Origin of the sequence: Anaerostipes butyraticus (assembly GCF_016586355.1) — a bacterium.
GTDB lineage: Bacteria > Bacillota > Clostridia > Lachnospirales > Lachnospiraceae > Anaerostipes > Anaerostipes butyraticus.
The window spans coordinates 48,476-63,316 of record NZ_BLYI01000003.1; the positions used below are offsets into that span (position 1 = coordinate 48,476).

Here is a 14,841-nt window from a genome sequence, read left to right on the forward strand (position 1 = left end):
AGTGCAGGAAGAAATCACCCAGGGCGTGGTCTCCCTCTCGGTGGAGGCGGGCAAGATGACCGCGGACCTGCTCCAAAAGGCCGTGAAGAAGGTGCTGGAGGAGATGCAGAAAAAGCCCTCCCAGCGCAGCTTACACCAGGGAAAACAGACCCTGCACCAGCTCAAACAGCATGGTGCCTCCCTGACCAACATCGAGATCACGGAGCAGAACATCAAGGCGTTTTCGGCGGTGGCGAAAAAGTATGACATCGACTATGCCCTGAAAAAAGACCCCACAACCGACCCGCCGCACTACTATGTGTTCTTCAAGGCGAAGGACAAGGACCAGCTCCAGCCGGCCTTCAAGGAGTTCACCGCCATGACCCTGGGCCGGGAGAATCGCCCCACCATCCGGGAGAGGCTGGCCCAGGCTCAGGAACAGTCAAAGACCAAACACCGGGAACGGGAGAAGGTCAAGACCAAGGACCGGGAGGTGGCGCGATGACCGACAAGCTGAAAAAGCAGATCATCCTCAACCTCCCGTATCTCATCTTCGTGTATCTCTTTGACAAGCTCTGCCAGGGGATACGGCTGGCGCCTGGGGCGGACGCCTCGGAGAAGCTGCTCCACATCGGGCAGGGCTTTTCGGCGGCCTTTGCCAGCCTGGCGCCCAGCTTCCATCTGCTGGACCTGTGCATGGGCGCCGCCGGCGCGGTGCTGATCCGGCTGGCGGTCTACTCCAAAGGCAAGAACGCGAAGAAATACCGCCGGGGGATCGAGTACGGGAGCGCCCGCTGGGGCACCCCGGCCGACATCGCTCCCTACGCAGACCCGGACTTCTTCCAGAACGTCCTCCTCACTCAGACGGAACGGATCACCATGTCGAGCCGCCCCAAGGAGCCCAAGTATGCCAGGAATAAAAACATTTTGGTCATTGGCGGTTCCGGCAGCGGAAAGACAAGGTTCTTTGTCAAGCCCAACCTGCTCCAGTGCCATTCCTCCTATGTGGTCACTGACCCGAAAGGCACCATCCTGAACGAGGTAGGAGCCCTGCTGGAGCGCAAGGGATACCGCATCAAAAGCCTGAACCTCATCAACTTCAAGAAGTCCATGCGGTATAACCCTCTGGCGTACATCCGCAGCGAGAAGGATATTTTGAAGCTGGTGAACGCCCTGATCCTCAACACCAAAGGCGAGGGCGAAAAGTCCAGTGAAGATTTCTGGGTGAAGGCCGAGCGGCTGTACTATTCCGCCCTCATCGGGTACATCTGGTACGAGGCGGAGCCGAAGGAGCGCAACTTTATCACCCTGCTGGACCTCATCAACGCCAGTGAGGCGCGGGAGGACGACGAGGAGTTCCAAAGCCCGGTGGACATTCTGTTCGCCAAGCTGGAAAAGGAGCACCCGGACCACTTTGCTGTGAAGCAGTACCGCAAATTCAAAATGGCGGCGGGCAAAACTTTGAAGTCAATCCTGATTTCCTGCGGCGCCCGCTTGGCGCCCTTTGACATCGCGGAGCTGCGGGACCTCATGGCGGAGGACGAGCTGGAGCTGGATACCCTGGGCGACCGGAAATCGGCGCTGTTTGTCATCCTCTCGGATACGGACAGCACTTTTAATTTCGTGGCGGCGCTCATGTACTCCCAGCTTTTCAACCTCCTGTGCGACAAGGCGGACGACTTCTACGGCGGCCGCCTGCCGGTCCATGTGCGGTGCCTGCTGGACGAGTTTGCGAATATTGGGCAAATTCCAAACTTCGAGAAATTGATTGCTACCATCCGAAGCCGTGAAATATCGGCTTCTATTATTTTGCAGAGCCAAAGCCAGTTAAAGACCATCTACAAGGACGCGGCGGATACCATCGTGGGTAACTGCGACAGCACCTTGTTTTTGGGAGGCAAGGAGAAATCGACCCTGAAAGAAATTTCGGAGCTGCTGGGCAAGGAGACCATCGACAGCTTCAATCAATCCGAGAACCGGGGCAGCCAGGTTTCTCACGGCCTCACTTATCAGAAATTGGGAAAGGAGTTGATGACCCAGGACGAATTGGCGGTAATGGACGGAGGCAAGTGTATCTTCATGCTGCGGGGCGTGCGTCCATTCCTCTCGGACAAGTACGACCTGACGAAGCACCCCAACTACAAGTACACCGCCGACGCCGACAAGAAATACCTCTTTGATATGGAACGGTACATGAAACGCAAACCGGCCATCGTAAAGCCGGATGAGCCTTTCGAGATGTACGAATTGACAGCAATGGACCTTCAATAACAATTCTACACCGAAGAAAGGAAATATGATTTATGGATTTTTTCACTAACGCTATTGACGTGTTGCAGACTCTGGTGATTGCCCTGGGCGGCGGCCTGTGCGTGTGGGGCGGCATCAACCTCCTGGAAGGTTATGGCCAGGACAACCCTGCCTCCAATGCTCATGTGCCATAAAGTAACACATAAGAATTGATAGACAGCAGCCCACTATTCCGCAGCAACAGCGAGTTGCTTGTTAAAACCCCATTTTGAAGTTATAATGAGTAAAAACAACCTTTAGGAGGGACGGGCATGGAAATACAAGGTATTCTTAAAAATTTACGCGAGAAAAACAACCTTACGCAAGAACAACTGGCTGAACGTGTGCAAGTTACCCGACAGGCGGTTAGTCGCTGGGAAACAGGCGAAACGCAGCCAAATACAGATACCTTAAAACTGTTATCACGAGTTTTTGATGTGTCAATCAATACGCTTCTGGGTTCTCCACGGCAACTTGTTTGTCAGTGTTGCGGAATGCCATTGAATGAAGATGGTCTGATTAGCCGAGAACCAGACGGAAGCTATAACGAGGACTATTGTAAATGGTGCTATGCTAATGGGAAATTTGCATATCAATCCAAGGAATCTTTATTGGATTATCTGGTTGCGAATATGCCAAATCCCGATAACGCAGATGAAGAAACCAGACGTAATCAGTTTGATTTGTACCTTTCGCAATTAAAGCACTGGAAATAACTATATTGTCATAGCAAAGCCAGCCGAGCCAGTCAACGGTCAAGATGAACGGCGCGTACCGCGCCGCCGTTGACAGCCCCGCCCGCCTTTGCTGGTAGGCAATCAAGGGGCGACAGCAAGGAGTGCTGCCGCCCCGCACTATTATCAGAGAGGGGGAATTTCCATGACCGAAGATGAAGCCTACAAAGTGCATATCCAGTACACCTTTAACGCCTTTTGCAAGGTTGTCATTCGTCACGCCGCCATAGATATAATTTTGAAGCTGCGCCGGAGGTGGGAACGGGAAGTTTCCCTTGACTATCTGATGAATGAGAAGTTTGTCCAGCTTGCCGAGCCGGAGCAGCTTGAAGAATATCTTTTTACCGCCTGCGGCCAGACCGCCGTTCTGTACCATGCGGAACTCGCCGCCGCCCTTGCCCTTTTGCCAGAGCAGACACAGGAAGAAATTTTCCGTTACTATTTCCTGCGCCAGCCGCAGCGGGTGATCGGCGTACATATCGGACGGACACGCAGCACAGCAGGGCGGCATATCCAGCTTGCCTTGAAGCGGCTCCGGCGGCTCATGGAGGGAAAACGCTATGAGTAAACTTCTCCCCTATGAAACAATCGTCAAGGCGCATGAGGGCGACCCGGACGCAATCGACACCGTTCTTTCCCACTACGTCGGATATATCCGATACTGTTCCAAAGTACACGGGAAAGTCAGCGCCGAGGTTGAGGAACATATAAAACAGAAGCTAATCGCCGCGCTGTTCAAATTTCGCTTTGACCGATAAGCAAAGAACGAACACCGACTGTCATTAGCGATTTTCACCAGCAAGTTTACAATTCATCTATTCCCATAAGTAAGCGGTCATAGTATAATAAAGCCATCGACAAATGCAAATTATATTTTTTGAAAGAATTCTATAGAGTAAAAATATTTTGTCTTCTATGTTTTAGAAAATGTGCAACAGTCGTTCCGTGAGACTGGTATGTGCCCAAAAAAAATGGTCTATGCAAGAAAATAGATACAACAATAGTGAGCAAATGATTCAGGTAAAGATCAGATATATAATATTTTAAAGTAATTGTACATTTTTTAAGAAATTACAATGGTCATTCATCGTGTTTGAAAGAATAGGTTATTGGCGCACTTTACTTATATATCGTTTTACAGGGGCTGTTTTTTATGCAACGTTAGGGCTTACTCGTATATAGTTATGAAAATAAATAGAGAATGAGGTGCGATTAGATGAAAAATCTTGGATATTCACAAAATTTTTTGGTTAATAAAAAGTTGGTAGAACGTTTAATAAGCAAGTCAAATATTGATGTAACAGATTATGTTATTGAAATTGGTCCTGGAAAAGGGATAATAACAGATGTACTTTCTCAGCATGCTGGAGAGGTTGTTGCAGTTGAATATGATCAAGAATTATATAATAATTTAGTAAGATATCACAGTCATGATAATGTTACATATATATTTGGTGATTTTTTAAAATATAAGTTGCCTTTAAATCGCAGATATAAAATATTCTCCAATATTCCTTTTCAGATAACAGCGGATATTATTAGGAAATTAACAGACGATGTAAATCCACCATCAGATATAAATATCATAATTCAAAGAGAGGCAGCTAAAAAGAATTGCGGTATTCCATTACAAAAATATGAAGGTTTTCGTGCTGCTATAATAAAGGCACAATATAAGGTAGAAATTACACATAGTTTTAAAAGGAGCGATTTTTTTCCTTCGCCTAATGTTGATACAGTTATGCTTCATATGCAGTTATGGGATGATAGATTGAGTGGTGATGATCTTCAAAATTATAAAGATTTAGTGGCTTTTTTTTACACTAATATTAAAGGAGAGACTGCTAAAGAGAGACTTTCTATTTTATTTTCTAATGAGCAAATCAAAAGATTGGGAAAAGCCAATAGAATTAGTCTTTCAAATTCATATACGTTAATCACGGCCGAGCAGTGGATGAATATTTATTATTACTCCAAAATTGGATTGACAGATGAAAAGAAAAAAAAGTTTCAAGATGCATATAAAAAACTTCAAAAAATGAATAAAAAATTGAAAAAGCAAAACAGAACATCTTTACGAAAGTCTAGTAGCAATAAGAAATGTAGAACAAGGATTGATACTTCTAATGGTACAAAAAATAGATAGTATTGATAATTTCTATAAAAATGTGCATGGTAGTGCGAAAATCTGAGAAGAGAATTTAATGCTGGATTTTGTTGATAGTAGATTTCAATGAGTTAACCATAAAAGTATATTAGAAAGTAAAAACAACAGGGGTAGTAGAATATATTTGTTAGATACAAGAAGGAGAGATTGAATTTAAGGTCATCTAATACTCGCGGAATAGTGATAATAATGGTAAGCTGTATTGAAAAAAAACAAAATAACTAACATTATGGGATTATTTCGGTATGAATTGATGTTTTATCATCTTACATAGAAAATTTAATTTTTATTTTAAGTATAAGAATGTAATAGAGGTGATACATGAAAGTTGCAAAAATAATAAATGAAGAATCAGAACTCCGTTTATTACGCGATAAGAATAAAAATAAAAAAATTGTGCTAACATCAGGGTGTTTTGATTTACTTCATTACGGACATATTTGTCATTTAGAAGAGTCTAAGAATTGTGGGGACTATTTGGTTGTAGCAGTAAATTCTGATGATTCTGTAAAACGATTAAAAGGTAATACGAAACCAGTTGTTCCAGAGAATCAGCGTATCAAAATATTGCAAGCATTACGTTTTGTGGATGCTGTTTTTGTCTTTGATGAAGATGATGTCTGTAAATATTTTGAAATATTGAAACCAGATTGCTTTACTATTGGAGAAGAAAGCGCAATTGATTATTATAATGAGATTGTTGCTGCCCAAAATAGTAAAACTTTGGTTCATATAATAAAAAGACGGAAAGATTATTCGACAACCAAAATCATAAATAAAATTAAGGAGGAGAACTATCGTGAGTAGGTATATAAATAGTAAATTTGAAAAATTAAAAGAGGACTAAGTTTATGAGAACCCTGTTCTTAACTTCAAGTGGCTTAAACGAAAAGACTATGGTATTATTTTGGAAATGTATCGGAAAAGAACCGATTAACACAAAAGCGATTTTGGTTCCATCCGCCGCAGTTGGAAATGATGGTGCGCGAGAAGGAATCATTGTATGTATGGAGCGCCTTATGAATATGGGAATACCTATGAATAATATTCTTATATATAATCTTGCGTTTTTACTTTCCGATGGATATAAAAGAACATATTCAAGTTATATTAGTGACATACCTGTACCGTTTCGCTTAATGAGTGTTCAAGAACTCACTCAATATGACATGATTGCTTTTTGTGGAGGAAATGCCCATACGCTTCTTAGCGAAATAAACAGAACAGGATTTTCGAAGCCCCTAAAGCAAGCAATAGAGAATGGATTGGTGTATCTGGGAATTAGCGCAGGTAGTATGATTGCTGCCGGAAATTTTTCCGATGGATTAGGATATTTAGCAAATCCGTTGATACCACACGCTGAAAAAGAGAGCCCTTTTGGAGATATATCGAAGAACGATTTGATTGAATTGGCTGACGGTCAAACTGTATTGATTAAAGGGAATCGACAGGAAATTATTTAATAAATTGAATACTGTTGTTTTTTTATCTTCGGGGCACCCTGACCCGAACTTTCAAAACTGAATATCAGCCGCCCACCAGCGGCCAGCGAAAGCAGTAAGTCTGAAAAAGATTTGCTGCTTTTTTTGTGTCCATTTGGCAAAATCGAAAATCACCCGTAGTAGGTAGGTGAAGCCAGAAAAAACTGCCTGCTCCGTTTGGCAAATTTCTAAGAGCGGTGGTGTGGGGAGTGAAAGGAAAAATTCTCTGCCCCGCCGGTTGCCAAAATCCTGTTGCCCGGATTACTAAGGCAAAAGAAATTTTGAAAAATCCCCGTCCAGCGGGTAGCTGGCGGCCTTTGAAATGTATCTTTAGCGGAAAGGGAAAAAGCCGCAGCCAGCGGGCAGCAAAGCCCCGTTCCGGCGTCATATTGGCGAAAGGAAAAAAGGCCGCCCACAGCGGGCCGCAAGCCCTGTCCTGTCCGTTCTATGTACGGAAAAACCAGACAGGGGCAGTCTGCGGCAGTCTTAGAGCAAGTTTCTACCACGGTGCCAAAATCCGCAATTCTGCGGTTTTGTCCCTCGCGGGAAACTTGTTGGGGAGTGCCTTCCCCAAACCCTGCTATGGCGGCTTGCGCCGCAAAAAGATTTCCGTTCGGCAGGCCGTTTTTTTGCGAGAACTGCCCCGGAAATACCTAACAGACCAGCCTATTTTTTGTGATAAGTGAAAGGAGGTTTACAGCCCATGCCGAAGCGATACAACACGCCCCACCGCAGCCGCGTTGTGAAAACCCGGCTGTCCGAAGATGAATACGCCGACTTCACAGCGCGGCTTGCGCCCTATGGTATCAGCCAGTCCGAATTTCTCCGGCAGGCGATACGGCGCACCGCCATACGCCCAATTATCCATGTGTCGGCGGTCAATGACGAGCTGCTTTCCGCTGTCGGGAAACTCACAGCCGAGTACGGCAGGATCGGCGGCAACCTCAACCAGATTGCCCGGTATCTGAACGAGTACGGCGTACCCTACAATGCGCTGTCCGGCGAGGTACGCGCCGCCATAGCCGACCTTGCCGCCCTCAAGTATGAAATCTTACAGAAAGTAGGTGACGCGGTTGGCAACACTCAAGCATATCAACTCTAAAAACGCCGACTACGGAGCCGCCGAACAATACCTGCTTTTTGAGCATGACGAGTTTACCATGAAGCCCGTCCTTGATGAAACCGGCAGGCTTATCCCCCGCGAGGACTACCGGCTGTCCACGCTGAACTGCGGCGGGGAGGATTTTGCCGTTGCCTGTATGCGGGCAAATCTCCGCTATGAGAAAAACCAACGGCGGGAAGATGTGAAAAGTCACCACTATATCATCAGCTTTGACCCACGGGACGGCCCGGACAACGGCCTGACCGTAGACCGGGCGCAGGAATTGGGCGAGAAGTTTTGCGCCGAGCATTTCCCCGGCCACCAAGCCCTTGTATGCACCCACCCGGACGGGCATAACCACAGCGGCAATATCCATGTGCATATCGTTATCAATTCGCTGCGGATAGAGGAAGTCCCGTTCCTGCCCTACATGGACAGGCCAGCCGACACGAAAGCCGGGTGCAAGCACCGCTGTACCGACGCGGCCTTGCGCTACTTCAAGTCCGAAGTCATGGAGATGTGCCACCGGGAGGGGCTTTACCAAATCGACCTCTTGAACGGCAGCAAGAACCGCGTCACAGACCGGGAGTATTGGGCGCAGAAAAAGGGACAGGCCGCGCTGGACAAGCAGAACGCCCCCATGATTGCAGGCGGTATCACGCCCCGGCAGACCAAGTTTGAAACGAACAAAGAGAAGCTGCGGCAGACCATACGCGCCGCGCTGTCTGCGGCGGCCTCATTCGAGGATTTTTCCTCTCTGCTGCTGCGGGAGGGCGTGACCGTCAAGGAGAGCCGGGGGCGGCTTAGTTACCTCACGCCGGACAGGACAAAGCCCATTTCCGCCCGCAAGCTGGGCGACGATTTTGACCGCGCCGCTGTCCTTGCCGTTTTGGAGCAGAACGCCGCCAGAGCCGCAGAAAAGGCCGCGGCTATATCCAGCACCCCGCCCTCTATCCAAGACCAACTGCGGGCAGACAGAGCCGCCCGAACCGCCCCGAATGTGCAGCGGCTTGTGGACATTGAGCAGAAGAAAGCCGAGGGGAAAGGCCGGGGCTATGAACGCTGGGCGACCATGCACAACCTCAAACAGATGGCCGCGACGCTGAATGTGTATCAGGAATACGGCTTCACTTCCCCGGAGCAGTTAGAAGCCGCCGTTGATACCGCCTATCAGGAAATGCGCCAGACCAGCGGCGAACTGAAAGCACTGGAAACGAAGCTGCAAGGGAAAAAGGAATTGCAGCGACAGGTGCTGGCCTACGCCAAGACCAAACCCGTCCGCGACGGCCTGAAAGCGCAGAAATCCCCCAAAGCCCGCGAAGCATACCGGCAGGCGCATGAGAGCGATTTTATCATAGCCGACGCAGCCGCCCGGTATTTCAAGGCACATGGCATTACCAGGCTGCCCGCCCGGAAAGCGTTGCAGGACGAGATCGAGCAGCTTGTTTCCAAGAAATCCGGCCTGTATAACACCTATCACGCACAGAAACAGCGGTTTAAGGAGTTGCAGACCGTCAAGCGGAACATCGACCAGATTTTGCGCCGGGAGGAACCCCGCCGCAGAAAGGAGCAGAGCCATGAGCGATAACCTGCCCCGCATGGACTACCGCCAGCACCGGCGGGCGCGGCGGCTGGTGCATGAGTGCTGTAACTACGACGAGGGGAACTGCCTGCTGTTGGACGACGGGGAGCCTTGCGTATGCGTCCAGAGCATTTCCTTTTCCCTCATGTGCCGCTGGTTCCGTGTGGCTGTCCTGCCCCTTGACGGGGAGCTGGCCGCAGCCCTCTTGTACCGGGGGAGCCGGAAACGGTGCGCCGTCTGCGGCGCGGCCTTTGTCCCCAAATCCAACCGGGGAAAATACTGCCCCGGCTGCGCCGGACGCATGAAGAAAATCAAAGCCGCCGAGCGAAAGCAGAAACAAAGGCAGAAATGTCACGCTTTAGAGCCTTTCAAACCCGCATAAATCAAGGCTTTTTTCGTGGGTGTCAAAGGGTACGCGATACATTTATCCTTTTCCCCCGGAAACAGCGTTCTAAATGCGTACAAACCGTCAAAATCAACCCGAACACAGGGAGGTGATCCTATCGCTGATTATATCATGGCAGACACGAAGCTGCCCGCCTATCTGCCCTATCCCCGTTTCCTGCTGAAAATGGAGATTTCCCAGACCGCCAAGCTGCTCTATGCGCTGCTGTTAGACCGCTCCACCCTCTCCCAGAAGAACAAGTGGCAGGACGGCGAGGGCAGGATTTATATTATCTATCCCATCGCGGAGATAGCCGAAATACTGGATAAAGGCAGCACCACCATAAAGGGGGCGCTGAATGAACTGGACATGGCGGGGCTGCTGGAACGGGAACGGGGCGGCTTCTCCGCACCGAACCGACTGTATGTGAAAGTGCCGCGTGTGCCACAGGTACAGTTTTCCGACCAACTGATGGCCGGAAAACCGACCCTCATAGAGCCGGAAAACCGACCAACTGATGGTCAGAAAACCGACCTTATGATGGTCGGAAAACCGTCCCCTAACCAAACTACTATAAACAACCTTACAGAGAACCAAACAAAGGGAGTGAGTGGGGAGCCGCCCGCGCCCTATGGCCGATACCAGAATATTTTTCTGTCACAGACCGAATACGACGAGTTGCAGGCAGAGTACCCCGACAGGCTGGAACGGTTCATCGAGGAAATGAGCCGCTACCTTGCCGCCAGCGGGAAAAGCTACCAGAACTATGCCGCCGCCCTTCGGATATGGGCGGGGAACGACAAAAAGGGCGCCCCGAAAAAGGGCATCCCTGACTACTCATGCAAGGAGGGCGAGAGTTTATGAAGAACGAAATCAACGCTGTTTTGGAGAATATGACGACTGCCACCCCGGAGCCGGAGGACTACACCGGCGAGGACGGTTTACTGTACTGCGGCAGGTGCCGCAAGCCGAAAGAAGCCTATTTTGCGCCGGATAAGGCCGCTATCTTTGGCCGCGACCGCCACCCGGCAGAGTGCGACTGCCAGAGAGCCGCCCGCGAGGAACGGGAGGCCGCCGAGAAGCGGCGCAGGCACTTTGACACCGTGGAGGAACTGAAACGCCGGGGCTTTACCGACCCCACCATGCGGGACTGGACTTTTGAGAACGACAACGGCAGGAACCCGCAGGCCGGGATTGCCCGCCGGTATGTGGAACACTGGGAGGATATGCGAGCCGACAATATCGGCTGCCTGTTCTGGGGCGGCGTGGGAACCGGGAAAAGCTACCTTGCGGGCTGTATCGCAAACGCCCTTATGGAGAAAGAAATCCCCGTCCACATGACGAATTTTGCCCTTATCCTCAACGACCTTGCCGCCAGCTTTGAGAACCGCAACGAGTACATTTCCCGCCTTTGCCGCTATCCGCTGCTTATCATTGACGACTTCGGCATGGAGCGCGGCACCGAGTACGGGCTGGAACAGGTTTTCAATGTGATTGACAGCCGTTACCGCAGCGGCAAGCCGCTGATCGTCACGACCAACCTCACGCTGGACGACCTGCGGAACCCGGAGGACACCGCCCATTCCCGGATTTATGACCGCCTGCTTTCCATGTGCGTCCCGGTACGCTTTACCGGCGACAACTTCCGGCAGGAAGCCGCGCAGCGGAAAATGGAGAGCATGAAGAAACTGATTACCGACTGAAAGGAGTATTGCCTATGACAGATAACAAGCAGCACGACACCCGCACCGCCCGCCGCCCCGACTGCGTGACGGAAATCCGCATGGGCAATTCCGTCCTTGTCGTGTCCGGCTATTTCAAGAAAGACACTACCACCACCGCCGCCGACAAAATGGCGCGGGTACTGGAAGCGGAAGCCGCTGCTACACAAAAACCGGCAATTTGACAAACCATAAAGAAGCAGATTTTACACTTTTGCCGCTATACAGCCCCCGCTATTCCGTGGTACAATAAAGCTACGGAATAGTGGGGCTGGCTGTCGGAAACGGAGGATTTTATGTTAAGACAAGCCACCCAAAACCTCATTACCGCCCTTTATCCGAGATTGTCCCATGAGGACGAATTGCAAGGTGAGAGTAATTCCATATCGAACCAAAAAAGGATACTCGAAGCCTTTGCAAAACAGAATGGCTTTACCAACCTGCGCTGGTACACCGACGACGGCTTTTCCGGCGCGAACTTCCAGCGCCCCGGTTTTCAAGCCATGCTTGCAGACATTGAAGCCGGGAAAGTGGGTACGGTCATCGTCAAGGACATGAGCCGGTTAGGGCGAAACTACTTGCAGGTAGGGTTTTACACGGAAATGCTGTTCCCTCAAAAGGGAGTGCGTTTTATCGCTGTCAACGACAATGTGGACAGCGCAAACGGCGGCATGGACAACGATTTTACCCCTCTGCGAAATCTGTTCAACGAATGGCTGGTGAGAGATACGAGCAAGAAAATCAAAGCAGTAAAACGAGCAAAAGGCATGAGCGGCAAGCCCGTTACCAGCAAGCCGGTCTATGGCTATCTCATGGACGAGGACGAGAACTATCTCGTTGACGAGGAAACCGCGCCGGTTGTCCAGCAGATATACCAGCTTTGCCTTGCCGGGAATGGCCCGACCAAGATTGCCCGTATGCTTACGGAGCAGCAAATCCCTACGCCGGGAACGCTGGAATACCGCAGGACGGGCAGCACCCGCCGCTACCACCCCGGCTATGAGTGCAAATGGGCGACGAACACCGTTGTTCATATCCTCGAAAACCGGGAGTACACCGGCTGTCTGGTAAACTTCAAGACGGAGAAGCCCTCTTACAAGGTCAAGCACAGTGTAGAGAACCCCGTAGAGAAGCAGGCCATTTTTGAGAACCACCATGAGCCTATCATAGACCGGGAAACATGGGAGCGCGTGCAGGAGTTACGCAAGCAGCGCAAACGCCCGAACCGCTATGATGAAGTGGGGCTGTTCTCCGGTATGCTGTTCTGCGCCGACTGCGGTCATGTGATGTACCAGCAGCGGTATCAGAACAAGAACCGCAAGCAGGACTGTTACATCTGCGGCAGCTACAAGAAGCGCACCCGCGACTGTACGGCGCACTTTATCCGCACCGACCTGTTGACCGCCGGTGTCCTCTCCAATCTCCGGCAAGTGACCGAATACGCCGCCAAGCACGAGAGCCGCTTTGTGAAGCTGCTTATCCAGCAGAACGAGATCGGCGGCAAGAGAAAGACCGCCGCAGCCACCAAGCAGCTTGAACAGGCGCAGGAGCGCATTGCCGAAGTGAGCCGCATTATCAAGCGGCTGTATGAGGACAATGTGAACGGCAAAATCAGCGACGAGCGTTTCATGGAACTGTCGGCAGACTATGAGCAGGAACAGCGGGAACTGAAAGACCGCGCCGCCGCTTTGCAGGCCGAACTGGACAAGTCGCAGGCCGCCACCGTCAACGCGGAAAAGTTTATGGGTATCGTCCGAAAGCACCTTGCCTTTGAGGAACTTACCCCCACCCTCTTGCGGGAAATGATTGAGAAAATCGTCGTGCATGAGTGTAGCTATGACGAGAACGGCACCCGCAGGCAGGACATTGAGATTTATTACAGCTTTGTCGGCAAGATTGACTTGCCCGAAGCCTAACGCCCGACCTATCCGACACAATGGCCAAGTGCCGGATAGGAACGGCAAAATTTTTTACACTTCTATTACTTCTTTATCACACATAAGCAAAAAGCCAGGGCATCAAGCAGGTTATGGCTAATTAGATGTAAATAAAAGCGGAAAGGAAAAGCACAATCCAGACGGAACCGGCGAGCCGTCAAGAAATATTGCGAGTTAGCAAGAAAACTGCTATAATGGGAAGCACGAACCCCAGCACTGGGAGAAAGGCAGGACGATAAATGCACATAAGCTATCAACCGCTTTGGAATACATTGAAAGAGCGGAACATGAGAAAAGAGGACTTGCGGCTTGCCGCAGGACTCACCACAAACCAGATTGCCAATATGGGAAAGGGATTGCATATCAGCATGGAAACCCTGCTTCGTATCTGCGGGGCGTTGGATTGTGATATTTCAGATGTGATTGAACTGGAACGAGAAAAATCTTCTTCTGGTGAAGCAGAAGATAGAATCAAAAAGTCGAAAATTCCTTGCTGAAGAATAGCAATATTCCAACATTGAAAATATAACAAAGTTAGGACGTGGAGGATAAATGTACAAAGTATTTTCATTTACAAACACCGATGAAGCTGCTCCTTATATGGATAAAAAGATTCTTCGGTATATTGATGAACAGATTACGGACAGTTTTGAGTGTTTTAAGGACTGCGATATCCTTGCATTTGACTGGTACGATGTTCAGAGTGAAAAAAAAGAGGATTTTAAGATGCTCTTATATCTGGACGGAAAGGATTTGCTGGTATTTTGTGAAACCTCTGAGGCAGAAGAAAAAGCAAATATGATTCTGCATACGATGACAGGGGAAGAAGGAGCAACAAATGAGCGGCTTTTCTACCATTTTTTTTCGTTACTGCTGAAAGGAGACATGGATTTTTTGAATAATCTTGAGGAAGAAATCAGCAATAATGAAGACAAGGTGCTGTCCGGCGACAAGGCATCCTATTTGAAATACATTACTGCATGGAGGCAGGAACTGTTGCGCCTGAAACGCTACTATGAGCAGCTTAATTTCATTTTTGATGAAATGACCGTGAATGACAACCAACTATTTAGCGAAGACGGAGTCCGCAGATTGATGACTTTGAGGAATAGAACGGACCGTTACCTGAGTGCCGTTAAGAATTTGCAGGAAATGGTGTCCCAGCTCCGGGAAGCATATCAATCCCAGCTGGCGATTGAGCAGAATGATCTGATGAAAATTTTTACAGTGGTGACAGTAATATTTCTCCCGCTTTCGCTTCTGGCAGGGTGGTACGGGATGAATTTTTCACATATACCGGAACTCAAATGGAAATATGGATATCCATTGGTAATTCTGGTGAGCATTGTGACAGTCGCAGCGTTAATTTGGAAATTCAAAAAGAAAAAATGGTTATGATTCGCTTTTTAAGAGGACACAAAAAGTTCACAAAAAAATTAGCACTCACCATTGACAAATGCTAAC

At 49.2% G+C, this 14,841-nt stretch carries 19 protein-coding genes and 1 pseudogene; all 20 read left to right on the forward strand.

What is annotated here, in order from left to right:
- Position 1: 1 nt before the first annotated feature.
- Positions 2 to 484, forward strand: coding sequence for a PcfB family protein (locus tag JMF81_RS00510; RefSeq protein ID WP_071430357.1), 483 nt, complete (start codon positions 2 to 4; stop codon positions 482 to 484).
- Positions 481 to 2,250, forward strand: a complete 1,770-nt coding sequence (locus tag JMF81_RS00515; RefSeq protein ID WP_201309567.1) for a VirD4-like conjugal transfer protein, CD1115 family — start codon at positions 481 to 483, stop codon at positions 2,248 to 2,250. The genes JMF81_RS00510 and JMF81_RS00515 overlap by 4 nt, the downstream gene beginning before the upstream one ends.
- A gap of 32 nt (positions 2,251 to 2,282) precedes the next feature.
- Entirely contained in the window at positions 2,283 to 2,423 is a 141-nt protein-coding gene (locus JMF81_RS00520; RefSeq protein ID WP_087232610.1) for a Maff2 family mobile element protein, read from the forward strand.
- A gap of 117 nt (positions 2,424 to 2,540) precedes the next feature.
- A complete protein-coding gene (locus JMF81_RS00525; RefSeq protein ID WP_002571021.1) occupies positions 2,541 to 2,984 on the forward strand; it encodes a zinc ribbon domain-containing protein in 444 nt (147 codons plus the stop codon).
- A gap of 163 nt (positions 2,985 to 3,147) precedes the next feature.
- Positions 3,148 to 3,570: an RNA polymerase sigma factor gene (locus JMF81_RS00530; protein WP_002571020.1), complete on the forward strand. Its 423-nt coding sequence runs from the start codon at positions 3,148 to 3,150 to the stop codon at positions 3,568 to 3,570.
- Positions 3,563 to 3,760 carry a helix-turn-helix domain-containing protein gene (locus JMF81_RS00535; RefSeq protein WP_002571019.1) on the forward strand — a complete coding sequence of 66 codons (198 nt, stop codon included), beginning with the start codon at positions 3,563 to 3,565 and terminating at the stop codon, positions 3,758 to 3,760. The genes JMF81_RS00530 and JMF81_RS00535 overlap by 8 nt, the downstream gene beginning before the upstream one ends.
- A 458-nt stretch (positions 3,761 to 4,218) precedes the next feature.
- A complete protein-coding gene (gene erm(52) / locus JMF81_RS00540) occupies positions 4,219 to 5,148 on the forward strand; it encodes a 23S rRNA (adenine(2058)-N(6))-methyltransferase Erm(52) (protein ID WP_002571018.1) in 930 nt (309 codons plus the stop codon).
- 342 nt (positions 5,149 to 5,490) lie between these two features.
- Complete coding sequence (locus JMF81_RS00545) at positions 5,491 to 5,976, forward strand: adenylyltransferase/cytidyltransferase family protein (RefSeq protein ID WP_052465172.1); 486 nt, start codon at positions 5,491 to 5,493, stop codon at positions 5,974 to 5,976.
- 44 nt (positions 5,977 to 6,020) lie between these two features.
- The gene (locus JMF81_RS00550; RefSeq protein ID WP_002571017.1) at positions 6,021 to 6,632 is read left to right on the forward strand and encodes a Type 1 glutamine amidotransferase-like domain-containing protein; all 612 of its coding nucleotides are present in this window, start codon (positions 6,021 to 6,023) and stop codon (positions 6,630 to 6,632) included.
- A 227-nt stretch (positions 6,633 to 6,859) separates the two neighbouring features.
- Positions 6,860 to 7,336, forward strand: coding sequence for a hypothetical protein (locus tag JMF81_RS00555; protein ID WP_040013272.1), 477 nt, complete (start codon positions 6,860 to 6,862; stop codon positions 7,334 to 7,336).
- Between the two features lie 17 nt (positions 7,337 to 7,353).
- Positions 7,354 to 7,752 (forward strand): plasmid mobilization protein, encoded by a 399-nt coding sequence (locus JMF81_RS00560; RefSeq protein WP_002578912.1) that lies wholly within the window; start codon positions 7,354 to 7,356, stop codon positions 7,750 to 7,752.
- On the forward strand, positions 7,724 to 9,340 hold the full coding sequence (locus JMF81_RS00565) for a relaxase/mobilization nuclease domain-containing protein (RefSeq protein WP_002571015.1): 1,617 nt from the start codon (positions 7,724 to 7,726) through the stop codon (positions 9,338 to 9,340). Before JMF81_RS00560 ends, JMF81_RS00565 begins: the two co-directional genes overlap by 29 nt.
- Positions 9,330 to 9,716: a cysteine-rich VLP domain-containing protein gene (locus JMF81_RS00570; protein ID WP_002571014.1), complete on the forward strand. Its 387-nt coding sequence runs from the start codon at positions 9,330 to 9,332 to the stop codon at positions 9,714 to 9,716. Before JMF81_RS00565 ends, JMF81_RS00570 begins: the two co-directional genes overlap by 11 nt.
- Before the next feature lie 132 nt (positions 9,717 to 9,848).
- Positions 9,849 to 10,583 (forward strand): replication initiator protein A, encoded by a 735-nt coding sequence (locus tag JMF81_RS00575; RefSeq protein ID WP_038283483.1) that lies wholly within the window; start codon positions 9,849 to 9,851, stop codon positions 10,581 to 10,583.
- On the forward strand, positions 10,580 to 11,422 hold the full coding sequence (locus JMF81_RS00580) for an ATP-binding protein (RefSeq protein WP_002571012.1): 843 nt from the start codon (positions 10,580 to 10,582) through the stop codon (positions 11,420 to 11,422). The genes JMF81_RS00575 and JMF81_RS00580 overlap by 4 nt, the downstream gene beginning before the upstream one ends.
- A 14-nt stretch (positions 11,423 to 11,436) precedes the next feature.
- On the forward strand, positions 11,437 to 11,625 hold the full coding sequence (locus tag JMF81_RS00585; RefSeq protein WP_002571011.1) for a transposon-encoded TnpW family protein: 189 nt from the start codon (positions 11,437 to 11,439) through the stop codon (positions 11,623 to 11,625).
- Positions 11,626 to 11,736: 111 nt separating this feature from the next.
- Positions 11,737 to 13,356 (forward strand): recombinase family protein, encoded by a 1,620-nt coding sequence (locus tag JMF81_RS00590; protein ID WP_002571010.1) that lies wholly within the window; start codon positions 11,737 to 11,739, stop codon positions 13,354 to 13,356.
- 20 nt (positions 13,357 to 13,376) lie between these two features.
- Positions 13,377 to 13,439 (forward strand): annotated as a pseudogene (locus tag JMF81_RS16970) (Maff2 family mobile element protein); the annotation flags it as partial.
- Between the two features lie 177 nt (positions 13,440 to 13,616).
- Complete coding sequence (locus JMF81_RS00595; protein WP_070470271.1) at positions 13,617 to 13,874, forward strand: helix-turn-helix domain-containing protein; 258 nt, start codon at positions 13,617 to 13,619, stop codon at positions 13,872 to 13,874.
- A 55-nt stretch (positions 13,875 to 13,929) separates the two neighbouring features.
- Positions 13,930 to 14,775 (forward strand): magnesium transporter CorA family protein, encoded by an 846-nt coding sequence (locus JMF81_RS00600; protein ID WP_070470268.1) that lies wholly within the window; start codon positions 13,930 to 13,932, stop codon positions 14,773 to 14,775.
- Positions 14,776 to 14,841 lie beyond the last annotated feature (66 nt).